The sequence below is a fragment of the Pseudomonas sp. IPO3749 genome (genome assembly GCF_013386605.1).
In the GTDB taxonomy this organism is placed as follows: Bacteria; Pseudomonadota; Gammaproteobacteria; order Pseudomonadales; family Pseudomonadaceae; genus Aquipseudomonas; species Aquipseudomonas azotoformans_A.
Genome location: NZ_JACARN010000015.1, coordinates 167,858 through 190,369 on the forward strand (window position 1 = coordinate 167,858; position 22,512 = coordinate 190,369).

Consider the following 22,512-nt stretch of genomic DNA (forward strand, 5'->3'; position numbering starts at 1 on the left):
TCAGATCAGATGATTGCGCTGGGCGAACTTGGACAAGTGCACCACCGAAGACATGCGCAGCTTTTCCTTGAGTCGCGTCTTGTAGGTACTGATGGTTTTGTGGCTCAACAGCATATCCTCGGCGATTTCCTTGTTGCCCAGGCCCAGGGCCAGTTTTTGCAACACAGTCAGCTCGCGGTCCGACAGCGCGTCGACCAGTTCTTGCTCGGTAGTCTGTATATCGTCACGGCGCACTGAACTGGTGGCCACGCTGGGGAAGCAGCTGTAGCCGGACCGGATGGCCCGGATCGCCTTTTGCAACTCGTCCAGCTCACCCGTCTTGGCCACAAAGCCCATGGCCCCGGCGCGCATGCAACGGGTGGAGAAGAACACCGCCAGGTAGGAGGTCAGCACCAGAATCTTGCAAGGCAGTTCCAGAGCCTTGATCCGGCTGATCACCTCCAGCCCGCCGAGTTTGGGCATGGCCAAGTCGAGGATGATGAGGTCCGGGCGCTGCTCACGCGCGCACTGCATGGCGTCGGCGCCGTTGCCCGCTTCATAGATTTCATCAAAGCCTTCTTGCTTCAACAGGTACTTCACGGTGGCACGGATAAAAGGGTGATCATCCACAATTAAAGCTTTGCTCATAAGACTCCCCGAGGGATCAGTACGCTTACATATCACACGGGACCTATCTACCTGTGAAAAGTAACAGTTCCGACAAACGGTGCTGATTACTCCGCATGACACTTCAGGCAGTACAGACCCCTCCTTTTGATAAAGCACGGTCAAAACGTTGAGCTGCGCCCTGGTTCCTGAGGCGCAAGGGCGCAACCTTAACAACGGTGTGGCTTATCAAATGAAGGGATAATCTCGATTGTTTGTAGGACTTTTCCTGGTAACAGCATAGTCTGCTTCGCGCGGGACAACGCCTTACAGCCGGGGACTACTCGGTGGTACTTGGACTCCAGAACGCTTGCACCACCAGGGTCGACATCGAGATTCGCGCCACCAGCGCGTCCAGCTCGTCGCCGTCCACGGACGTCACGGCCAGGGTGGCTTCGATCTCCACTTCTTCCGTGCCGAAGGGGCGCACGTCCACATCACTGGCCGGATAGTTGCAACGTGCCAGCTCCGCTTCCAGCAAGGCCAGTACGGCTTTCTGCTGGGTACGCCGGGCGATCACATAGAGGATGTTGGTGACCTCTGCCGACACCACGTCCAACGGCTGGCGGTTGATGTTGTTGACGATCGGTCGCAGCAAGGTGTTGGCCGCCAGCACAAACAGCGTGCCCAACAGCGCCTCAAGCACCAGGTCGGCCCCCGCGCAGGCGCCCACCGCCGCCGACGCCCAGAGCGTGGCCGCCGTGTTGAGCCCACGCACGTTGCCCTCTTCGCGCATGATCACACCGGCACCGAGAAAGCCGATGCCCGAAACCACATACGCCACCACCCGCACCGCGCCTTCCGCGCCGCCGAGCCGGCTGGCCATGTCGACGAAAATCGCCGCGCCCACCGCCACCAGCACGTTGGTGCGCAGGCCCGCCGTGCGTTGACGGTACTGACGCTCGAAACCGATCAAACCACCGAGAATAAAGGCCGCAGTGAGGCTGACCAGGGTGTCGACCAGGGATTCAAGGTTGATGTTGTTAATTGCTTGCATAGGAAATCTTCCCTGTTCATTGCCAGCCAAACTTACGGATGTAGTAGCCCTTCACCGCCTGGGTCAGTGCCATGTACGCCAGCAGGATCACCGGCAGGAACACGAAGTACAGCGACGGCAGCGCCTGCAACTTGAAGTAATGCGCCAGCGGCCCCATCGGCAGGAAAATCCCCACGGCCATGATCACGCCGGTCATCACCATCAACGGCATCGCCGCACGGCTTTGCAGGAACGGGATTTTCGGGGTACGGATCATGTGCACGATCAGCGTCTGGGTCAGCAGCCCGACCACGAACCAGCCGGACTGGAACAGGGTCTGGTGGTCAGGCGTATTGGCATCGAAGACATACCACATGAGTGCGAACGTGGTGATGTCAAAGATTGAACTGATCGGCCCGAAAAACAGCATGAAACGGCCGACATCTCCCGGTTGCCAGCGTTGCGGTTTGCTCAGCATCTCGTCGTCGACGTTATCGAACGGAATCGCAATCTGCGAAATGTCATACAGCAGGTTCTGCACCAGCAAATGCATCGGCAGCATCGGCAGGAACGGGATGAACGCACTGGCCACCAGCACAGAGAACACGTTGCCGAAGTTGGAACTGGCGGTCATCTTGATGTACTTGAGCATGTTGGCGAAGGTGCGCCGGCCTTCCAGCACGCCCTCCTCCAGGATCATCAGGCTCTTTTCCAGCAGGATGATGTCGGCGGCTTCCTTGGCGATATCCACAGCGCTGTCCACCGAAATGCCGATATCAGCTGTACGCAATGCTGGCGCGTCGTTGATGCCATCGCCCATGAAGCCGACCACATGCCCGTTGGCCTTGAGCAAGCGCACGATGCGCTCCTTGTGGCTCGGGGTGAGCTTGGCGAACACATTGGTGGTTTCCACGGCCTTCGCCAATTCGGCATCGGTCATGGCCTCGATGTCGTTGCCCATCAGCAGGCCCTGTTGCTCCAGGCCCACTTCGCGGCAGATCTTGGCCGTGACCAGTTCGTTGTCGCCGGTCAGCACTTTCACTGCCACGCCATGGGCTTTGAGGGCCTTGAGCGCAGGTGCAGTACTTTCCTTGGGTGGGTCGAGGAACGCGACGTAACCGATCAGCGTGAGGTTATTCTCATCCGCCAGGCTGTAGGTATCGCGCCCCGGCGCCATCGGTTGCGCGGCCACGGCGACTACGCGCAGGCCTTCTTCGTTGAACGCGGCGGTGACCTGACGGATACGCGCCAGCAGGTCGTCGGTCAGCGCTTCGTTGACGTCGCCATGGCGCACGTTGTTGCACACCGACAGAATCTCTTCCACGGCGCCCTTGCAGATCAACAGGTGCGGCTGGTCGTGCTCGGCGACGACGACGGACATGCGCCGACGGTTGAAGTCGAACGGAATTTCATCGACCTTCTGGAACGCCGTGCCGACTTTCAGCTCGCGGTGCACCTCCACATGCTCCAGCACCGCCACATCCAGCAGGTTTTTCAGGCCGGTCTGGTAGTAGCTGTTGAGGTAGGCCATTTCCAGTACGTCATCGGATTCGGCGCCCCACACGTCCACATGGCGCGCCAGGAAGATTTTGTCCTGGGTCAGGGTGCCGGTCTTGTCGGTGCACAGCACGTCCATGGCGCCGAAGTTCTGGATCGCATCCAGGCGCTTGACGATGACTTTCTTGCGCGACAGAAACACCGCGCCCTTGGCCAGGGTGGAGGTGACGATCATCGGCAGCATTTCCGGGGTCAGGCCCACGGCAATCGACAGCGCGAACAACAGTGCTTCGGTCCAGTCGCCCTTGGTGAAACCGTTGATGAACAGCACCAGCGGCGCCATCACGAACATGAAGCGGATCAGCAACCAGCTGACCTTGTTGACGCCATGCTGGAACGAGGTGGTCGCCCGGTCAGTCGCGGTCACGCGCTGGGCCAGGGCGCCGAAGTAGGTGCTGTTGCCGGTGGTCAGAATCACCGCCGTCGCCGCGCCGGACACCACATTGGTGCCCATGAACAGGATGTTCTCCAGGTCCAGCGGGTTGCGGGTCTTGGCGTCTTGCTGCTGGGCGAACTTCTCCACCGGCATCGATTCACCGGTCATCGCCGCCTGGCTGACGAACAGGTCCTTGGCGCTGAGCACGCGGCAATCGGCGGGGATCATGTCCCCAGCGGACAGCACGATCAGGTCGCCCGGCACCAACTGTTTGATCGGCAGTTCGATGCGCTTGGCTTCATCGCGGCGCAGTACCGTGGCGGTGTTGCTCACCATGGCTTTCAGCGCATCGGCGGCCTTGTTGGACTTGGCCTCCTGCCAGAAACGCAACAGCGTCGACAGCACCACCATGGAGAAAATCACCGTGGCGGCCTTCATGTCCTCGGTCAGCCAGGAGATCACCGCCAGCAACGTCAGCAGCAGGTTGAACGGGTTTTTGTAGCAGTGCCACAGGTGCACCCACCACGGCAGCGGCTGCTCATGCTCGACTTCGTTGAGGCCGTATTGCACGCGCAAGGCGTCGGCTTCCTGAGTGGTCAAACCCTCGGAATGGCTGCCCAGGGTGCCGAGCAATTGCACCGCACTGCTGTTGGCCGAGACCACCAGGGTTTGCGCCAGGGTCGGCGGCACTTCGCGGCTGACGCTTGCGTCGGTCACGGTTTCGAGCATCGCCAGGCGACGGAAATGCCGGGCGATGTGCCGGGTCCGCAGGAAGCCGGCAAAGAACTCTTTCAACAGAGTCAGGTTCATGGTGTTACTCCTGCGCGAGGAAAAAACCGTCGTGCAGGTACCGCCGTCTGCACCGCGCCTGTTTTATAGGCACAGCCAGCTAGGCCCGCCTGTCGTAAAAGACAGGCGCGTCCGTAGCATCCCGAGGTGAGCCGGGTGCTGGTCAGCGTCGATGAGAGGGATTCGGGCAGGCGCCAGGACTGGCCACTGCCGGGATGCCGCTTCTCGCTTTTAGTGGCGAGACAACGGCATCGAAAAAATGCGCGTTACCTTGCCAAGCCTGTGCCGGTTACCGAAACCGGCCGACTACTGTCACTCGAACAAGTACCCACTGAGGGTCTCCGCTATTGATGAAAACGCGCGAAGCTTACGCCCCGATGATCAGAGAGTAAACCGTAGGAAAGTTTCCGTATGGGGAATAAGAGGATTCTTCAGGGTGGGTTCAGGAAACCATTTTCCTAGATACGCTGACGATCAAATGTGGGAGCTGGCTTGCCTGCGATGGCGGCTTTTCAGCTAGAGACTCTGTGCCTGACACTGCGCCATCGCAGGCAAGCCAGCTCCCACAAGGGTTAGCGTATATCCGTTGCTATACCGTGCCCGGGCGATCTCTCGCCACCAGCCTCAAGTAATCCTCAACCTGCCCACCCGCCAGCGCCTTGACCTGAATCGAGACCCTGTTCACTTGACGCCCCATGGTAATCCCCTCGCGCGTGCGCACCGGCACATAACCCAGCTTAGGCCAGAAGCGTTCGGCTTTGGCATTGCCGATGACCACCGTCAGCCTCAGCCATTGTGCGCCGTTGCCCGCAGCCCAAGCCTCAAGATCCGCGTGTAACTGCCGCGCCAGCCCGGTGCCATGCCAGCGTGCATCCACCAGCAACAGCCCGATATGCCAAACACCAACAACCAGTAAGTCCGCCGCAATGTTCACCACCGCCACCAGTTGGTTTTCCAGATCGCGGTAACCCAGCCAATACATCCGGCTGCACGCCCACCCTGCGGGTAACAGTCCCTGCAATTCCTCATGCGCTTCGGTCGCTGTGGCCGGTTCGCCGTTGACCGCGATGAAGTAATCCGGCGCCCGCTCAAAAAACCGCTGCAACTCGGCTTCATCGCGATCACCCAGCTCAACGACCTGAATGCCCGCGACGGAACACGCCGGCACCCCGTGTGAATCAACTTCCATGTTGTCCGCCCTCAATCATCCCGCGTCAGCACTTCCAGCAACTCAATCTCAAAACGCAGGTTGCTGTTGGGCTTGATATGCGCGCCCATCGACCGCTCGCCATAGGCCAGATGCGCCGGCACAAACAGCGTGCGCACACCGCCCACCTGCATGCCCATCAACCCCTGGTCCCAGCCCTTGATCACACGCCCGGTGCCGATCACACACTGGAACGGCTTGCCGCGCTCCCAGGAGGAATCGAACACCGTGCCATCTTCCAGGGTGCCGGTGTATTGGGTGGTGATCAGCGCGCCTTTGACCACGGCTTTGCCGGTGCCGGGGCGGATGTCGGTGATTTGGAGTTCTTCGGGGTTCATGGGGAATCCGTTGGATAGATAATGTTTGCTTGAGTTGTGTTTCGCAGATAGGGCATTAAATCCAAGTCGACAATCGCCCAGAATCCACCGAAAAAATCAGGATTATTCAGGTGGACATCAATCGCTAACACTTGCGGAAGTTGTTCTTGATCGGCAATCACCCCTTCAAGGTGCAACGCCAAGGCCTCGCGGACATTATGCAGTGCTTCGGAAAAAGACCTTCCCGCAGAGAAACACCCCGGCACGTCAGGAATGGTCACGCCGTAGTCCGAGTCCGCGTCTTTGTGTACTACCACAGGAAACTTCATTTTTCCTCCTCTGGATAAACCCTTGAGGGCCATTCAGCCGAATCATTATTTGAGGCTTACTGATTTTTTACCAGCTTGCTGATCACCTCCACTCAGAGTGCGGGTGTGCGAGCATGAAAAAAGCAGTGACATTTCCCTTTATCTCGCAGGACGTTTCAGAGAGAATCCCAACCGCTTGCGCCGCTCAAATCACGTGGCTAGTCTTCGTCGGTCACTGCCAATTCAGTGACCGGGTTTAGCAGCCCGCCAATGTGACTAGGCGCAAAGCGCCACCTTTTGCAGGGCGCTTTTTTTCGGCCCGCGCTTCATGGTGGCCATGCGCAGGGCACCTTCGGGTGCACCGGGTTCCTAGTCACCGGTCTGCTAACCTGCGTGTGGCCGCCACCCTTCCACCGTTTAGCAGCGGTCGTGGCGGCTCCTTATGACTAGAGGAGCTTCAAAATGGAAAACCTTGTCCCCGCGCCACCCGCTTCAGAACTGCAATTCTTCACCACCACCCCAGACCTCAGCTTCGAAGACGCCCTGGCTCACGCCAGCAGCGTGTTGCGTTGTGCCGCCGTTGCGGCGCAGATGGCGGGGGATCAACTGGAAGGGACTTCACGCACGCTGGTGCTGTCGGTCATGCACCTGGTGGACATGGCCAGTGTGATGGTGGATCGGTCGCTGGAGTGTATGCAGCCGATTTGAATGAGTCGCGGCAAGAAGCCTTGCTTCTTGCCGCGACTGAGCGCTTCCGATTGGCAGGCGCCAACTGACAACCTAAACGGAAGCACCTGATTTACGCATTGCCGCCCTATCACCTCTTATGTAGAGCAGTCCCCATAAGAGTCCTCTGCAATGAACCCAGCTATCAGCCCTGTCCGCGTTTCTGTCGTGCAGTTTGATCCCCAGGTAAGAACGCAGCACCGCACCACTAACCTGCAGCACAGCCTTGCGCTCGCAACTGAAGCGGCCAACGGTGGCGCCAAACTGATCGTGCTTCCGGAACTTTCAAATTGCGGTTACTTCTTCGCCAATCGCCAAGATGCCTTTGACCATGCCGAAATTGTCCGAACGGAAGAAGCGTGCAGGTTTGGATCGAATTTGCTTCCCGGCATCGTGTGTATCTGGCTGCGGGCGTTAGCGAACTAGACGGCATGCAATTGTTCAACACCAGCGTCCTGATAGGCCCGGACGGCTTTATCGGCAAGTACCGCAAAGCACACCTCTGGAACCTGGAAAAACTATGGTTCACCCCTGGGAACACAGGTTTCCCTGTCTTTGATACTCCCATTGGACGTATCGGCATGCTGATCTGCTGGGACATCTGGTTTCCCGAGGTACCGCGCATTCTCAGCCAGCAAGGCGCCGATATCATTTGTAGCCTGAACAACTGGGTATGGACCCCTCCCCCGTTATTTGATGAGGCCGGCAAGTGCATGGCGTCTTATCTGACGATGACCGCAGCGCACGTCAATAACGTGTTTATCGCAGCAGCCAGTCGAATTGGTGAAGAGCGTGATGCCTGTTATCTCGGGTGCTCGTTGATTGCCGGGACTAATGGTTGGCCCATCGGCAAGGTGGCGTCGGCGGACTGCCAGGAGATTCTGTTTGCCGATATCGACCTCAGCAGCGCGCGCAGCGCACCGATCTGGAACAATCTCAATGACCTGCAAAGGGATCGGCGCGCTGATATCTATGATCCGATGCTTGGCTACACCCAGCACCCGGCACTCCCACGCTGAGAGAAGGAGACACATCCAACACTACCACTGTGGTCTTTATAGCCACCGCCAAAACCGACTCCAAAACCCCCGCCCCAAATCATCCTTGCACCGCGCATACTGCGCCGCATACAGCTGTGAACGCGCCTGCACCTTGCTCGCCACCGGCGGCAGCCAGGCCTTGGCGGCGTAGGTGCGTTGGCGGTAGCCGCCCCAGCCTTCGTGGTAGTTCAGGTACTGGCCATACGCGTCGTATTTGTAGACGCCGTTGACGGTGTAGGTCTTGTCCATGTACCAACCGACAAAGTCGATGGCGTCGTCGAAGTCCTGGCGACTGGCGCCGCTGCGGCCGGTGCTCTTGCGGTAGTCGTTCCACACTTCGTCCTTGGCCTGGGCGTAACCGGCGGCGGTGGAGACGCGGCCCCAGGGGATGATCCACAGCAGGTATTTGCGGGGAGCCAGGGCGTCCTGGTGGAAGCCGGACTCCTGATACATGATGGCGAACGGCACCTGGATCGGCACGCCCCAGCGTTTTTGCGTGACTTTGGCGGCGTCGTACCAGTCGTCCTTTTCGCGGAAGATGCCGCAGAGGTCATTGGGCGTGCGTGGCGGCGAGGTGCCGCACGCCGCCAACAGGGAGGTGAGTAGTAACAGTCCGACGGCTTTGCCTGCGCTCAAGGGGCACCTTTGCGAGATACGCGTAAAAAGACCGGCATTTTACGCGCTCATTGAGGTGAGTGCCGATCTGTCATCCAGTCGTTTTGATAACGGCGGTGACCTCCAATTCCAGCATGCCGCTGCTGGGCAACCCCGCCACGCCCACCGCCGACCTCGCATGCCGGCCCTGCTCACCGAACACATCAATCAGCACCTGGGAAGCGCTGTCGACCACTTTGGAATAGCTCTGGAAACCCTCGCCGCCATACACAAAGCCACGCACAAACAAAATGCGCTCGACGTTCTCCAACCCCACCGCCTGATCCAGCACGCTCAAGGCACGCAGCGCACAGGTTTGACCAGCTTGTGTCACCCGCGCGGGCGAGGTCTGGTCCGTCACCGGTCCGCTGATCACGCCATCGCCCAGTCGGCACACTTGCCCACTCACATAGGCCACCCCCGCATGAATCGTCACCGGCACATAGTCACCCTTGGGGCCTGGCGCCTCGGGCAGTTGCAAGCCCAAGGCGGCGATACGTTCGCGAATACTCATGCGGGCTCCTCGACAAATTCCACATGCCCACCCAACCAGCACCCCTGCACCTGCCCTGCCGCATCGTGACGAAAGCGCAGCGAAATCTGCGAAGGCCGGCCCATTGCGCGACCCTGGCGGATGTACACCGGACGATCATCATCGGTCACCAAGCCGTTTTCCAGCAGGCCAAAAGACAATGCTGCCGCCGCGATACCGGTGGCGGCGTCTTCCGGGTAACCCGAAGACTTGGGGAACTGCCGCGCATCAAACTGGCGGCCTTCAAGGTCCGACGGCGCGTAGGGATACAACCCGGTAGAGCCGATGCGCTCACACAGTTGCTCCATGCGGCGGAAGTCCGGCTTGAGGCTGTCCAGCACCGCCACGCTTTTCAGCGCGACCAGCGTTTTGACACGGCTGGTGCGGGCGTTCTGGATCGGCAACGGCGCCAGTTCGTTGGAGGTAATGCCCAGCACCGATAGAATCTCGGCCTCAACCTGCGGATCGCTCAAGGTTTCAACGTGCCCCTTGGGTTGGCTGATTTCCACTTGGATCTGCGCAGTGCCCGCATTGGCGATCTGGGCATCAACCCGCCCGCTCAAAGTCCAAAGTGCCAGGCGCTCCTTGTGCAGCATGCCCAATTGATCCAGCAGCCAAATGGCGCCGACGGTGGCATGGCCGCACATTTCCATCTCATGGTTGGGCACCCAGAAACGCAGGGAAAAATCGAAATCGCTGCCGGCCGGTGCGGCAAACACAAAGCCGCACTCATGCCCGTAGTCCCGGGCGACTTGCTGCATATCGGCATCGCTCATGCCGTCGGCCAGCGCCACAGTGGGCGCCGGATTGCCGCCACGCGCAGTGGCGGGAAATACATTGACCAGATGAACCTCGGGCGTCATTTCGCCTCTCCCTTGAGGGTGGAAACAGTCGGCGCCACGGCGTCGACGATGGTGTTGGTGTAGACCTGCTGCGGGTCGAGCGTCACGGGATCATTCTCGACGGCGTTCATGAAGCTGATGTTCTTCTCGACGCCGTCTTTTTCGATCCGTGGCGTGGCCGGATAGGACGGCAACGAAGCCGTCCAGGCGGCGTCGAAGATCGCCTCATCGGTGTGGGCAAAGTACGGGCGCACCGACTCGCGGGCCTTGTCCGGTTCACTGGCGATCAGGTGTTCGGCTTTCCAGATAGCGCGCACCAGTTTCTCGGCGGTGGCCTTGTTGCTGCTCAACCAGTCCTCGCGGGCGATCATCGCGGTGAACAGGAAGCCGTCCAACGGTTTGTATTCGCCCTTGGCCAGGTCCATCAACACAAACCCGCCCTGCTGCGCCGCCGTGGTGACGGTGGGCGGCGACAGCGAGAAGCCGTTGATGCTGCCCTGGGAAAACGCTGCCAGCATGTTCGGCGCGCCGCCGATGGGCATGATGGTGAAATCCTTGTCCGGGTTCAGGCCGGCGTCCTTGGCCAGGTAGCGCACCAGCATATCGGTGGTGCTGCCGGGGCCGGTCACGCCGATCTTCAAGCCTTTGAGGGCCTGGGCACGCGCCGAAATGGGCGACGCGGCCGACACCCCAGCCTTGCGCGCCGACTCGCCATCGATTACCACGGTGCTGCCGAATTGGGTCTGCACTGCGGCAAACGCCTGCACGTTCTGGCCCTTGGACCGCGCGCGCACCGCGACCGCCGGCAAACCGACGTAGGCATCGGCATCGCGGCCGAGCACGGCCGTCAACGCCGCCGAGCCGCCCTTTTGAAACACGATCACTTCAACATTCAGGCCTTCTTCGGCGAAGTAGCCCTGCTTCTGCGCGACGTAGATCGGCACATACAGGAAGCCTTCGCTGGGGAACGCCAGGGTGACCTTGGTGAGGTCCTGGGCCTGGGCGGCGGGCAGGAAGGCAACGCACAACAGACCGGCAATCACAAGACGCTTAAGCATGATCAAGCTCCAAACCAGAGGGGGTTAAACCGCGACTTCACGTTCCGCTTCATTGGCTTTCCACGGCATCAGCTTGCTTTCAGCCAGCTTCACCGCCGTGTTCAGGATCAGCGCCAGGGCAATGATCCCCACCAATGCGGCAAACACGCCGGCGGTGTCGAACTGCGAGGCCGCATCCGACAGCAGATAACCCAGGCCACGGTTTGCCGCGATGATCTCGCCCACCAGCGCGCCGATCAGCGCATAGGGCACCGACAACCGCAGGCCGGTGAACACCCAGGTGAAGGCCGAGGGGATCACCACCATGGTCAGCAGGTCGCGTTCCTTGGCGCCCATCAGGCGCAGGATGGTCAGTTGCTCGCGGGACACATTGCGCACGCCGCTGTAGGTGTTGAGGAACACCAGGAAGAACACCACTGCGGCGGTGAGGATGACTTTCATCGGCAGACCGATACCGAACCAGAGGATGAACAGCGGCGCCAGCGCCACTTTCGGCAGGCTGTAGAACGCGGTCAAAAACGGATCAAGGATGTCAGCCAGCAATTTGGCACGGCCCAATACAAGGCCTGCAATCAAGCCTGCGAGGGAACCGAAGAAAAAGCCCAGCACCGCCTCCAGGGTGGTGATGCCAGCATGGTAGAAAAACACCCCATTGAGCAGGATTTTCCATAGGCTCTGGGCCACGGCCGAAGGGCGGCTGATGAAGAATTCCACGCCAAACCAGCGTGACACGCCTTCCCACAACAGCATCAGGAACACCAGGAACAGCAAGCGATAGACCTGGATCATACGACCTCCAGCGAGTGAGCCAATGAAGAAGGGTCAGCGGCGCCGGCAACGTCGGGCGCCAGGCGTTTCCACAGTTCGGCGCAGAGTTCCACGTAGCGTGGATCGGAGCGCAGTTGCACCAGGTTGCGCTCACCGGTCAGGGGGATATCGAGCACATGGTCGATGGTGCCGGGGCGACCGGCGAACACCACGCAGCGGTCGGCCAGGGCGATGGCTTCATCGACGTCATGGGTGACGAACAGCACGGTCTTGTTGAGTTTGCGGCACAGGCGCAGCAGTTCGGTCTGCAAGGTCAGGCGCATCTGCGCGTCGAGGGCGCCGAAGGGTTCGTCCATCAACAAAGTTTCCGGGTCGCTGGCCATCAAGCGCGCCATGGCCGCGCGTTTGCGCATGCCGCCGGAAAGTTGGTTGGGGTAGCTCTCGCCGAAACCGGTGAGGCCGACCAGCGCCATCAATTCCTCAACCCTCGCCTCGATCTCGGCCTTGGGCACGCGGCGAATCTGCAGCGGCACCGCGATGTTGCCCGCCACCGTGCGCCACGGCAGCAGGTGATCGGCCTGGGTCATGTAACCGACCCGGGTGTTGACGCCTTTGACCTCGGCGCCGTCGTAATGCACCACGCCCTCGGTAGGGCCGAACAGCCCGGCCGTCATGTTGAGCAAGGTGGACTTGCCACAGCCCGAAGGGCCGACCAGGGTGATGATTTCGCCGCGCTGGACCTCCAGCGACACATTGCGCACGGCCACAAACTGGCGGCCCTCGACTTTGAAGCTTTTTTGCACGCCTGAAAAACGGATAAAGGGTTTTGCGCTCACCGCCCCTCCTCGTCCGGTACGCCGGACTTGTTTGTTGTTGGTGAGCAGAGGATGAACGGATGACAGATTTGTGGCGCACGGGATCGGGCCGGATCATGCGCGGGATTGGGACAAGGGGAATAGGAGGTCTGAGGTTAACCGCGCCGCCACTCATCCGGCGACACGCCCAGCACCCGCCGAAACACATGGGCCAGGTGCGACGGCGATTCATAACCGACGTTATTGGCAATCTCCAGCACCGACATGCGCGTGTGCCGCAACAGGGTCTGTGCCCGCTCCAGGCGCAGCCGTTGCACGTAGGCCAGCACCGTTTCACCGGTGTGCAGCGCAAACAGCCGGGTCAGGTGCCGACGCGACATATGGAACACCGCCGCAATCTCATCCAGCCCCGGCGCATGCTCGAGGTTGCCTTCCACATAGGCCTTCACGTCGCGCACCAGCATCGCGCCGTGGCGCTCGGTAGACGAGCGCTGCAGGCTCGGCTGGCTGAGGGAAACCGCCAGGCATTCGAGCAGCAGCAAGTGATCGGCCTGGGCCAGTTGGCGACGGCGATCGACATAGGGGTCGGGTTGACTGAAGGCTTTTTTCGCCAGCAGCAAATGGTGCAGCGGCGCCGAGGTTTGCCAGATGCCCAGGGTGGGCACGCGCAGCAAGCGGTTGGCATCGCCGGACAGGTCACGCAGGGCGTAGCGCATGTAGTCGGGGTCGACATAGAACGCCAGGTGGCCCTGGCTGGCCGTGAGTGACGATGAGGAATGGCTGCACTGCGGCGGCACCAGCACGAACTGGCGTTCGATCACCGAAGTGGTGCGCCCGCTGTCTTCGTCCTTGAAGCGCAGCAAGCCGTGCTCGGGCACCATCAGCATGAACTCGTCATGGGCATGGGCCCCGGTTTCATAGGCGCCATTGGAGTTGAAGACGCTGTAGATATCACGCATCGCCAGGCACTGCCGGTGGGTGTTGGAGTGCTGACACTAGCATGTTTGGTGCCAGCGAAAAGCAGCGTCCTTGCTGCAAACCCCGTTAAGCCAACGGCACTCGACGCGTGGTCAGGGCCATGCGCCCCACCAGGAAGCTCAACGCTGCGCCCAGCAGCAACATCGCCAAGGTGCCCCACGCCGCGCGGGAGAGCTGTTTGGCGGCCACTTCGCCGGCTTCACGGGCTTTCTGCTCGGCCTGCTGTTTCAGTTCATCGACCTTCTGCATGGCTTGTTGATAAGCCTGGGCGTAGTTGTCGACGATCTGCGTGGCTTCTTCTTTGCTCTTGCCCGTACGCGCAGCAACGATGTTGACCAGCGCGTCTTTATCCGCAGCATTCAACGCAGGTTCACCGGAAGCCTTGACGCGCTCGAACCACTGCTTCAACTGATCACCTGCCTGGGCCGGGTGGGTCGCCGCATCGGTGGCAGTCTGTTTGCCATCGGCGGCGGCCTGATCGGTTTTCTGTTCGACGTTGGCCGGGTCCAGCTCAGGCTTGCCGCTTTGCTTGAGCAAGGTGTCGAGCTCGCCTTGCAGGCTGTTCCAATCCAGCTGGATGCCCTGCTCGTTCAGTTGCTGCTTGACGCTGTCGCCAATACCCGGCGCTGCCGCCGCAATGCCGCTACCGGCGGCCGACAGGCCCTTGCCCACCACATTCCCGGCTGTGCCGACAACACTCGCGGCCAGCCCGGCCAATAGCCAGGTGGTGAGCAAGGTGGTCAGCGTCCAGGTGAGTACGCCGTGCAGGCCACCGCGATCCGGCGCAGTACGCCCGGCCACGAAGGCTCCCACGCCGATTGCCACCAACGTCGAGACAAACAGCCAGATCCCGGCGCCTGTGCCGAAACCGCTGAGCGGGTTGCCGGCCTGCATCGGATCGACAGCGCTGGCACCGATAGCCGTTCCCAGCACGCTCAGCACCAAGTAGGTCACCAGGGCGATTGCACTACCGGCCAGCACGGAACTCCAGGACACGCGAAACAGCGAACGGTTGGTTTCATAGACAGTGGTCATGTTCGATCCTTTGATAGTGATTGACCGTTTCAGTCTGGCGAGACGGCTGCTTGCCGTCCCCGCTCAAATGCACCAGGCCATCTGGTGCATTCGCACCCCGTATCGCGGATTGCCGCTGCACTATCCTGAGGTGCGGGTGTCGTACTTCACATGCGCCCAAATCCCCGGAGAACCTATGACCCAGGACGTTCTAGCCAAAGAAACCAACCGTCGCCAACTGCAGCAGATCATCTCCGGGCTGTCCGACGGTGTGATTCTGGCCGAGATCGATCAAACCATTCTCTGGGCCAACGAAGCGGCCCTCACCATGCATGGCGTGGGCGACGTGATGGGGCTAGGCGCCGATGGCCAGGAATATGCCAAGCGTTTCGCCTTGCGCTACCGCAACAACCACCCCGTGCAGCTGGAAAACTACCCCCTGGCCCGAGCCGCCGCGGGCGATGAATTCAGCGACGTGGTGGTGGAAGTCACGCCCACCGCCGATGAAGAGAAAACCTGGGTCCACCGTCTGCGCAGCCTGGTGATCACCGACTCCCGTGGTGAACCGGAGTTGCTGGTACTGATCCTCAGCGACGCCACCGAATGGGCCAGCGCCGAACAGCGCTTCGAAAAAACCTTCAACGCCAACCCGGCGCCGGCGGTGATCTGTCGCCTGAGTGACTTACGCTACATCAAGGTCAACCAGGGTTTCCTGGAAATGACCGGCTACAACCGCGACCAGGTCATCGGTAAATCCGTCTATGAGCTGGACGTGCTGGAACAGGCCGAGCGCAAGGACCTGGCCATCCAGCGCCTGGGCGAAGGGTCCACCATCCCGCAGATGCAGGCCGAACTGCGCCTGCCTGAGGGAGGCAGCAAACTGGTGATCGTTGCCGGCCAACCCTTGGACATGAACGAAGAGGATTGCATGCTGTTTTCGTTCATGGACCTGGAGCCGCGACGCAAGGCAGAAATCGCCCTGCGCCAGAGTGAGGAGCGCTTCGCCAAATCCTTCCGTCTGACGCCCGTGCCGACCCTGGTGTGCAGCGCCGGCAACCGTCAGGTGGTCGACATCAACGAAGCCTTCATGAGCATCACTGGGTACATCAGTGAAGAATTGATCGGCAAGTCCATCGAAGACATCGACTTTATCGACAGCGCTTCTGCCTGCGACCAGTTGTTCACCACCCTGGAAAAAGCCGGCAACCTCGACGGCCAGGACCTCAAGGTGCGCAAGAAAGGCAACGAAGTGATCGACTGTGTGGTGTCCGCCGACACTGTGGTCATTGAGGACGTGCCTTGCTACCTGCTGGTGATGATGAACATCACCGAACGCAAACGCTCCGAGCTGGAGTTGGTGGCGGCCATCGAGGAAGTGATGCAGGACGCCTCCTGGTTCAGCCAGACATTGATCGAAAAACTCGCCAACGCCAAGAGCGTCAACAGCCCTAACCAGCCGAATATCGCCTTTACCGACCTCACGGCCCGTGAACGCGATGTACTGGGGTTGATCTGTGAAGGCCTGGCCGACAAAGAGATCGCCTCGCGCCTGAAACTGGCACCCAATACCGTGCGTAACCATGTGGCGACGGTATACTCGAAATTGGGGGTTCATAGCCGCAGTGCGGCTATCGTCTGGGCCCGTGAACGCGGGCTATTCGCCGGGGAATTGCGCCTCAAGAAATAGGTCGGGAAAGTGCAAATGCACTAGTGCACTTAGTGCGAATTCGCCTTATTGCTGCGGGAAGCACGCCATAACCTTTAAGCATCGAACTTATGCCTGAAGGAACCCGCATGTTTACCCTCTCTCAACTGCGAAATTGCATCGAAGAAGGCCTGTCGCCGCTGACATGTGAATTTACCCTGTGCCGGGACGCGTCCCTGACCCTCAAGGTCTACGACGCACAAACCGGCCGTGTGGATCTGGTGGTGACCGGGATCAGCACCAACCGCCTGCAGACCCCGCAAGAAGTGGAAAAGATGGTGGAAGAATTGCGCTACGAACTGCAGAGCAACACCATGGGCAAGCTCACGCTGGATGACTTGCCTTCAACGACGCCCCAATGAAATAAAACACCCCGCCCCCCACGATGAACGCCCCCAGCATGTAGAACATGTAGTGCGCCGGCAGGCTGGCCAATACCAGCCCACATAACACCGGCCCCAACGCGGCACCGAGATTGGACAGGTTCTGTGCCCCGTAATACATGCCCCGCAGGTGGTCCGGGGCGATCCGGTCGATGAACATGTACTCGGCCGGAAACACGATGATCTCGCCCACCGTGAACACCGCCATCGCCAGCACCCACCACAACACGCTGGTGGACAGCGCGAACCCGACGATGCCCAGCATGAACATGCCCAGCCCCGCGATCAGCCACTGGCCCAGGTAGCGGTGCGAAATGCGCCGCCCAATCACGTACTGCAAGGCAATCACCAGCACCGCGTTGGTGGTCAGCACGGCGCTGACCACGGTGTAGGTGTATTCAGCGGTGGTGGTGGTCACCAGGTACTGCGACAGCCACGCAGTGAACTGGCCGAATACCACGGCACTGAGCACGCCGCCGAGGGTAAAGCACACCAGGCGATGATCGCTTAAAAGCACTCGGCCGACGGCCAGGAATGGCACCGGTTTTTGCGTGGCATCCACGGTGGCCAGGGTACGGTCACCCCAGCGCCAATACAGCAGGAAAAACCCCACACCCAACAGCGCCGACAGAATAAACGGCAGGCTGATATCCCACTTGGCAATCATCGCCCCGAAAAAAGGCCCGACGGCATAACCGATGTTGGTCAGGGTGTACTTGATGGAAAACACTTCACTGCGTGCGTCTTCCGGCAACAGGCTGGCAAAGCCGGCTTTGACGGCGATATCAATCACCGCGTAAGCCAGGTTGATCAGAATCAGGCAGCTGTAGAACGCCCAGATAGTCTGCGCCAGTACCGTGCCGATAAAACCCAGCACAAACAGCACGCTTAAGGCCAGCAATAGCCGGTAGCTGTTGATGCGGTCTACGAGGAAACCGCCGTACACACTGAGCAGCGAGCCAACGATCAGCGAACTGCCGATCACCAGGCCGACCTGGGTGATATCGAGGGCGAAGTGGCGGGTGAGGTAAATCACCAGGTACGGAAACGTGATGGCCTTGGCCAGCGTGAGCAGCAACGTGGCGGATAGCAGCAGGTTAACGGTGCGTGGGTAGTTTCTTATTGTGGCAAGCATCCTGCTCTTTTTCCTTGAAGGTAACGCGGCCTTTCAGCCGGCTACCTTAACTCAGGAACAGGGCAAAAATGCAAGGTCATTTCTTGACGGGGGTGATCTCAAGAATGGTGCCGTTGGTGGTCTTGAGCAGCACGAATCTATCGCCCACCCGCGCCCACTGGCTGTCTTCTTCAGGCTGCTTGAGGCCGCGTTTCTTCCAGTCACTGACGGCCGACTCCTTGCGCATCAAGATGTCGGGCGCACGGTCGCCTTCTTTCAGGTCACGGGTGTTGATGTTCGAAGGTTGCACGGTTTCCTGAGGGGTATCACCGGCTTGCACGATGAAGCTGGCGGTGGACAGGCTGGTAGCGACCAGCAGCGAGGCGATCAGGGATTTTGACTTCATGGGTGCTCCTTCAATGAATGATGCTTACCCACGTTCGGACCGCTGCCGCGCATGATCATTCAATTCACCTGTGGCAGATGCCTCATTGCCTCCGTGAAATAAATCCTGTAATTTTTCATGAAATTTATCGAAATAAATTTCATGACACCTCAAGAAGAACTTGCCACCCTCGCCGCGCTGATCCACGACCTGCGCAAGCACAAGAAGCTCACCCTCGCCCAGCTCGCGCATAAGATCGAGCGTTCCGTGGGCTTCCTGTCCCAGGTCGAGCGCGGCCTGTCGCGGCCGACCGTGGCGGACTTGACCGCTATCAGCCACGCCCTCGACGTGCCCACCACGTATTTCTACAGCCAGCCCAAACCCAAGGCCGTGGACTGGATCACCCGCCCTAACGAGCGGCGCACGGTGTATTACGCCAATGGCATCACCGACATCCTCGTGTCGCCGAGCATGAACGGCGCCTTTTCGATGCTCGACAGCCTGTTGGCGCCAGGTGCCAACAGCGGTGAACAAACCATGAGCGACCGCGCCGAACAGGCCGGTTTTGTGCTGGAAGGCGAGTTGACCTTGTGGGTTGAAGGTGAGGCCGATTCGGTCACCCTCGGCCCTGGCGACAGTTTCCACTTGGCCAGCTTCGCCCATTGCCGCTACGCCAACCTGACTGACCTGCCCGCCCGCGTGCTGTGGGTTTACAACTAGGAGCTACACCCGTGAAAAGCCATCCTGCCTCCCTACTGGCCGAAGTCCGGACCTTTCGCCAGAACCACCCCGACGTGCGTTACGTCGACCTGATCGCCCTGGACATTCCCGGGCACTTCTACGGCAAGCGCTACCCGGTGGAGATGCTGGAAAAAGTCGCAGCCGGCAGCCCGTTGAAACTGCCGCAAAACGCAGTCTTGCTGGGGGCCCAGGGTGGCCTGTTCAAGATCGGTGACTACTGCTTCAACGACGGCGACCCGGATGCCAACCGCCGCCTGGTGCCAGGCACGCTCAAGCCGATGAGCTGGGAGTCGCAACCCCTGGGCCAGATGCTGATCACCTCGGACGGCACCGAAGCGCCCATCGAATTCGAACCCCGCGAAGTGCTGGCCAAGGTGCTGGAGCGCCTGCACCACAAGGGCATCCACCCGGTGGTGGCGTTCGAACTGGAGTTCTACCTGTTCGACAAAAAACTCGACAACGGCCTGCCGCAATTCGCCCGCGACCCACTGAGCGATGACGCCGACGACCAGCCCAACCTGCATATCGAACGGCTGTCACGCTTCAGCGAAGTGCTGGATGACATGGCGCACACCGCCAAGGACCAAGGCATCGATATCACGGTGATCACTGCCGAGATCGGCCCCGGCCAGTTCGAGATCAACTTCGGTCACCTCGATGACGGCCTGCGCGCCGCCGACTGGGCCGCCCTGTTCTGCCGCAGCACCCGTGGCGTGGCGCTCAAGCACGGTTACCGCGCCAGCTTCATGGCCAAGCCGTACCTGCAATACCCCGGCAGTGGCATGCATGTGCATGTCAGCCTGTATGATGGCGCGGGCAATAACCTGCTGGCGGCGCACCAGCAGCAACCGTTGCGGCATGCCGTGGCCGGCTGCCTGGAGTTGCTGCCCCACTGCATGCCGATCTTCTCGCCGAACCACAACGCCTTCCGCCGCCTGGGCGGTACGGTCAACGCCGCCACCCGCGCCAGCTGGGGCTTTGAAGACCGTGACGCGTGCGTGCGCATTCCCGAGTCCGACCCACGCAACCTGCGCATCGAGCACCGCCTGGCCAGTGCCGATGCCAACCCGTACCTGGTGCTGGCGGCGATCCTAGTCGGCCTGGAGCACGGCCTGGAAGCCAAGCGCGAACCCATCGCCCCGCTGAACGAGGACCGCAGCAGCGGCACCGACTTCCCCCTGGACATGCTCGACGCCGTGCGCACCATGCAGCATCAAGCGGTATTGCGCGATAAGCTGGGCGCCGAATTTGTCGACGTGTACTGCGAAAACAAACGCCAGGACCACCTGGCCTTTCAACAAGAGATCAACGCGCGGGAATACCGCTGGTTTCTCTAACCGCCCAGGAATCATCGATGACCGAACAAGCTGCCCCGGCGCTGAAGGAAATTTTCAATGTCGAACGCCTCCACCATATCGCTACCGAGATGACGGCGGTGTACCCGGCGTTCGACGCCAAGGGCTTCCTCAAGCACGCCAAGGCCGGGTTGGCCGAGTTGTCGGTGATGCAGCGCATGGCGCGGGTCAGCGAGAGCCTGCATGCGGTGATCCCGCTGGATTACCCGCAAACCCTAAAGGTGCTTTACGCGTTGGCCCCACGCTTGAACAGCGCGTTCGTCAGCCTGTTCCTGCCGCATTTCGTGGCAAGTTACGGGTTGCACGACTTCAAGCGCTCCATGGCTGCTCTTAAATACTTCACCACCTTTGGCTCCGCCGAATTCGCCATCCGCCACTTTTTGCAGCACGACTTCCAGCGCACATTGGCGGTGATGCAAACCTGGTCACTGGATGACAACGAACACGTGCGCCGCCTGGCCAGCGAAGGTTCGCGTCCGCGCCTGCCTTGGTCATTCCGCCTGGCACAGGTGCAGGCCCGCCCCGAGCTGTGCGCGTCGATCCTCGACAACCTCAAGGCCGACAGCAGCCTCTATGTGCGCAAGTCAGTGGCCAACCACCTCAACGACATCACCAAGGACCACCCGGACTGGGTGCTCAGCCTGATCGAAGGCTGGAACCTGGAGAACCCTCACACCGCCTGGATCGCCCGCCACGCCCTGCGCAGCCTGATCAAGCAAGGCAACACCCGTGCGCTGACGATCATGGGCGCCGGCGCCAAGGCCCAGGTGAAGATCCACCACCTACAGGTCACGCCGGCGGTGATCAACCTGGGCGACCGCATCAACCTGTCGTTCAGCCTGGAGTCCACCGCCACTACCCCACAGAAACTGGTGGTGGACTACGCCATCGACTACGTGAAAAGCGCCGGCCACAGTGCCGCAAAGGTGTTCAAGCTCAAGGCGTTTACCCTCGGCGCTGGCGAACTTCACAGCATCCGACGTGAGCAACATATCCGCGAACTGACCACGCGCAAGCACTATCCCGGACGGCATGTGGTGCACGTGTTGGTGAATGGGGATCGGCTAGGCAGCGCGGAGTTCGAATTGCGCGCCTGACTCGATTGAGTAAACCTGCACAGTTCCAAATGTGGGAGCGGGCTTGCTCGCTCCCACAGTTTTAATCCGGTTACGGTCAGTCAGATCTCGCCGAGCAACAACCTTTGCTCGCGCGCGCACAACTCCACCACGTAATCCCACAACACCCGCAGCCGCACCGATTTGTGCAACTCCCGGCGCGAACTGATCCAGTAGCTGCGCTGGATCCCCTCCCCCGGCAGCAACGGCACCAAGTCCGGATCGCCCGACGCCATAAAGCACGGCAACACCGCAATCCCCAACCCGGAGCGCGCTGCCTGGTGCTGGGCGATCACGCTGGTGCTGTGGAACACCACCTTGGGGTTGCGGCAGAAGCTGCTAAGGAACTTGAGTTCCTGGCTGAACAGCAAGTCGTCTACATAATCGATCCACGCGTGCGCGGCGAGGTCTTCGCGTTTCTCGATCGGTGGGTTGCGCTCCAGGTAGGCACGGCTGGCGTAGAGGGCCAGGCGGTAGTCGGTGAGTTTGCGCGTGACCAGTTGGTCGACGCTGGGGCGTTCAAGGTGGATGCTGATCTCCGCTTCGCGGTTGAGGATGCTGACAAAGCGCGGCACCGCCACCAGTTCCACTTCCAGCCCGGGGTAGCGGTCAAACAGTCCGCCCATGCGACTGGCCAGGAACATCACGCCCAATCCCTCGGCCACGCCGAGGCGGATCTTGCCCAGGGGCGCGGCGGAGTGGGTCAGTTCGTCTTCGGCCAACAGCGCGACGTTTTCCATGGCTTCGGCGTGCTTGAGCAAGGCCTCGCCGGCCGGCGTCAACTCGTAGCCCTGGGCATGCTGCACGAACAGCGCGGTGCCGAGGCTTTTCTCGATCGCCTCGATGTGCCGCGCGACGGTGGCGTGGGTGGTTTTCAGGCGTTGCGCGGCGGTGAGCAGGCGGCCGCTGCGCTGCAGCTCCAGAAAGTACCGCAGGTCATTCCAGTCGAACATGACGCCTCCCTCCGATGGACATAAATACTGACTAAAGTCGTGCCCGGTACCTGTGGTGAGCGAAGTCAAAGGGCCACGCTGTTTAAAAACGCACAGCAGCTGGGTAAAAACTAACATTTTTAAGACGAAAACTAACAACTAGGATGGAACGCATAAGAA

The 22,512-nt window shown here is 60.5% G+C and carries 22 protein-coding genes and 2 pseudogenes; 7 read left to right on the forward strand and 17 right to left on the reverse strand.

The window, feature by feature from the left end:
- From HX812_RS07880 to HX812_RS07905, 6 genes and pseudogenes are all read right to left on the reverse strand, one after another.
- Positions 1-627: a response regulator transcription factor gene (locus HX812_RS07880; protein ID WP_033902088.1), complete on the reverse strand. Its 627-nt coding sequence runs from the start codon at positions 625-627 to the stop codon at positions 1-3.
- A 298-nt stretch (positions 628-925) separates the two neighbouring features.
- Complete coding sequence (locus HX812_RS07885) at positions 926-1,642, reverse strand: MgtC/SapB family protein (protein ID WP_033902087.1); 717 nt, start codon at positions 1,640-1,642, stop codon at positions 926-928.
- Between the two features lie 16 nt (positions 1,643-1,658).
- Positions 1,659-4,364 (reverse strand): magnesium-translocating P-type ATPase, encoded by a 2,706-nt coding sequence (gene mgtA, locus HX812_RS07890; protein WP_038851328.1) that lies wholly within the window; start codon positions 4,362-4,364, stop codon positions 1,659-1,661.
- 568 nt (positions 4,365-4,932) lie between these two features.
- Positions 4,933-5,532 (reverse strand): GNAT family N-acetyltransferase, encoded by a 600-nt coding sequence (locus HX812_RS07895; RefSeq protein WP_038851327.1) that lies wholly within the window; start codon positions 5,530-5,532, stop codon positions 4,933-4,935.
- A gap of 11 nt (positions 5,533-5,543) precedes the next feature.
- The gene (locus HX812_RS07900) at positions 5,544-5,888 is read right to left on the reverse strand and encodes an FKBP-type peptidyl-prolyl cis-trans isomerase (RefSeq protein ID WP_033902084.1); all 345 of its coding nucleotides are present in this window, start codon (positions 5,886-5,888) and stop codon (positions 5,544-5,546) included.
- Positions 5,889-5,899: 11 nt separating this feature from the next.
- Positions 5,900-6,196 (reverse strand): annotated as a pseudogene (locus HX812_RS07905) (type II toxin-antitoxin system HicB family antitoxin); the annotation flags it as partial.
- 441 nt (positions 6,197-6,637) lie between these two features.
- Here HX812_RS07905 and HX812_RS07910 point away from each other — a divergent pair.
- Both HX812_RS07910 and HX812_RS07915 read left to right on the forward strand, forming a co-directional pair.
- A complete protein-coding gene (locus HX812_RS07910) occupies positions 6,638-6,883 on the forward strand; it encodes a DUF6124 family protein (RefSeq protein ID WP_038851326.1) in 246 nt (81 codons plus the stop codon).
- Between the two features lie 150 nt (positions 6,884-7,033).
- Positions 7,034-7,920: pseudogene (locus tag HX812_RS07915) on the forward strand (nitrilase family protein).
- 36 nt (positions 7,921-7,956) lie between these two features.
- Here HX812_RS07915 and HX812_RS07920 read toward each other — a convergent pair.
- The 8 genes from HX812_RS07920 to HX812_RS07955 form a co-directional block, all read right to left on the reverse strand.
- Positions 7,957-8,577, reverse strand: coding sequence for a lipoprotein (locus HX812_RS07920; protein WP_033902081.1), 621 nt, complete (start codon positions 8,575-8,577; stop codon positions 7,957-7,959).
- 70 nt (positions 8,578-8,647) lie between these two features.
- Positions 8,648-9,109: a RidA family protein gene (locus HX812_RS07925; RefSeq protein ID WP_038851324.1), complete on the reverse strand. Its 462-nt coding sequence runs from the start codon at positions 9,107-9,109 to the stop codon at positions 8,648-8,650.
- Positions 9,106-9,990 carry a PhzF family phenazine biosynthesis protein gene (locus tag HX812_RS07930; RefSeq protein WP_038851323.1) on the reverse strand — a complete coding sequence of 295 codons (885 nt, stop codon included), beginning with the start codon at positions 9,988-9,990 and terminating at the stop codon, positions 9,106-9,108. Before HX812_RS07930 ends, HX812_RS07925 begins: the two co-directional genes overlap by 4 nt.
- Positions 9,987-11,027 (reverse strand): ABC transporter substrate-binding protein, encoded by a 1,041-nt coding sequence (locus tag HX812_RS07935; RefSeq protein WP_038851321.1) that lies wholly within the window; start codon positions 11,025-11,027, stop codon positions 9,987-9,989. The genes HX812_RS07930 and HX812_RS07935 overlap by 4 nt, the downstream gene beginning before the upstream one ends.
- 24 nt (positions 11,028-11,051) lie before the next feature.
- A complete protein-coding gene (locus HX812_RS07940) occupies positions 11,052-11,816 on the reverse strand; it encodes an ABC transporter permease (protein WP_016976714.1) in 765 nt (254 codons plus the stop codon).
- The gene (locus HX812_RS07945) at positions 11,813-12,631 is read right to left on the reverse strand and encodes an ABC transporter ATP-binding protein (protein ID WP_016976715.1); all 819 of its coding nucleotides are present in this window, start codon (positions 12,629-12,631) and stop codon (positions 11,813-11,815) included. The genes HX812_RS07940 and HX812_RS07945 overlap by 4 nt, the downstream gene beginning before the upstream one ends.
- Positions 12,632-12,765: 134 nt before the next feature.
- Complete coding sequence (locus HX812_RS07950; RefSeq protein ID WP_033902075.1) at positions 12,766-13,569, reverse strand: AraC family transcriptional regulator; 804 nt, start codon at positions 13,567-13,569, stop codon at positions 12,766-12,768.
- A gap of 85 nt (positions 13,570-13,654) precedes the next feature.
- The gene (locus tag HX812_RS07955) at positions 13,655-14,623 is read right to left on the reverse strand and encodes a hypothetical protein (RefSeq protein WP_038851320.1); all 969 of its coding nucleotides are present in this window, start codon (positions 14,621-14,623) and stop codon (positions 13,655-13,657) included.
- Positions 14,624-14,798: 175 nt separating this feature from the next.
- Between HX812_RS07955 and HX812_RS07960 the strand changes: the two genes are divergently transcribed.
- Positions 14,799-16,289: a PAS domain S-box protein gene (locus HX812_RS07960; protein ID WP_038851319.1), complete on the forward strand. Its 1,491-nt coding sequence runs from the start codon at positions 14,799-14,801 to the stop codon at positions 16,287-16,289.
- A 107-nt stretch (positions 16,290-16,396) separates the two neighbouring features.
- The gene (locus HX812_RS07965) at positions 16,397-16,669 is read left to right on the forward strand and encodes a DUF1652 domain-containing protein (RefSeq protein ID WP_033902071.1); all 273 of its coding nucleotides are present in this window, start codon (positions 16,397-16,399) and stop codon (positions 16,667-16,669) included.
- Here HX812_RS07965 and HX812_RS07970 read toward each other — a convergent pair.
- On the reverse strand, positions 16,632-17,825 hold the full coding sequence (locus tag HX812_RS07970; RefSeq protein ID WP_038851317.1) for an MFS transporter: 1,194 nt from the start codon (positions 17,823-17,825) through the stop codon (positions 16,632-16,634). The genes HX812_RS07965 and HX812_RS07970 overlap by 38 nt on opposite strands.
- Positions 17,826-17,901: 76 nt before the next feature.
- On the reverse strand, positions 17,902-18,210 hold the full coding sequence (locus HX812_RS07975; protein WP_033902066.1) for an RcnB family protein: 309 nt from the start codon (positions 18,208-18,210) through the stop codon (positions 17,902-17,904).
- Positions 18,211-18,351: 141 nt separating this feature from the next.
- Between HX812_RS07975 and HX812_RS07980 the strand changes: the two genes are divergently transcribed.
- From HX812_RS07980 to HX812_RS07990, 3 genes are read left to right on the forward strand one after another with little or no spacing between them, the layout of a single operon-like run.
- Entirely contained in the window at positions 18,352-18,909 is a 558-nt protein-coding gene (locus HX812_RS07980) for a helix-turn-helix domain-containing protein (RefSeq protein ID WP_038851316.1), read from the forward strand.
- A gap of 11 nt (positions 18,910-18,920) precedes the next feature.
- Positions 18,921-20,267 carry a glutamine synthetase family protein gene (locus tag HX812_RS07985; protein ID WP_038851315.1) on the forward strand — a complete coding sequence of 449 codons (1,347 nt, stop codon included), beginning with the start codon at positions 18,921-18,923 and terminating at the stop codon, positions 20,265-20,267.
- 17 nt (positions 20,268-20,284) lie between these two features.
- On the forward strand, positions 20,285-21,382 hold the full coding sequence (locus tag HX812_RS07990; RefSeq protein WP_038851314.1) for a DNA alkylation repair protein: 1,098 nt from the start codon (positions 20,285-20,287) through the stop codon (positions 21,380-21,382).
- A gap of 80 nt (positions 21,383-21,462) precedes the next feature.
- Here the strand turns inward: HX812_RS07990 and HX812_RS07995 are convergent, their stop codons facing one another.
- A complete protein-coding gene (locus HX812_RS07995) occupies positions 21,463-22,353 on the reverse strand; it encodes a LysR family transcriptional regulator (RefSeq protein ID WP_038851312.1) in 891 nt (296 codons plus the stop codon).
- Between the last annotated feature and the right edge of the window lie 159 nt (positions 22,354-22,512).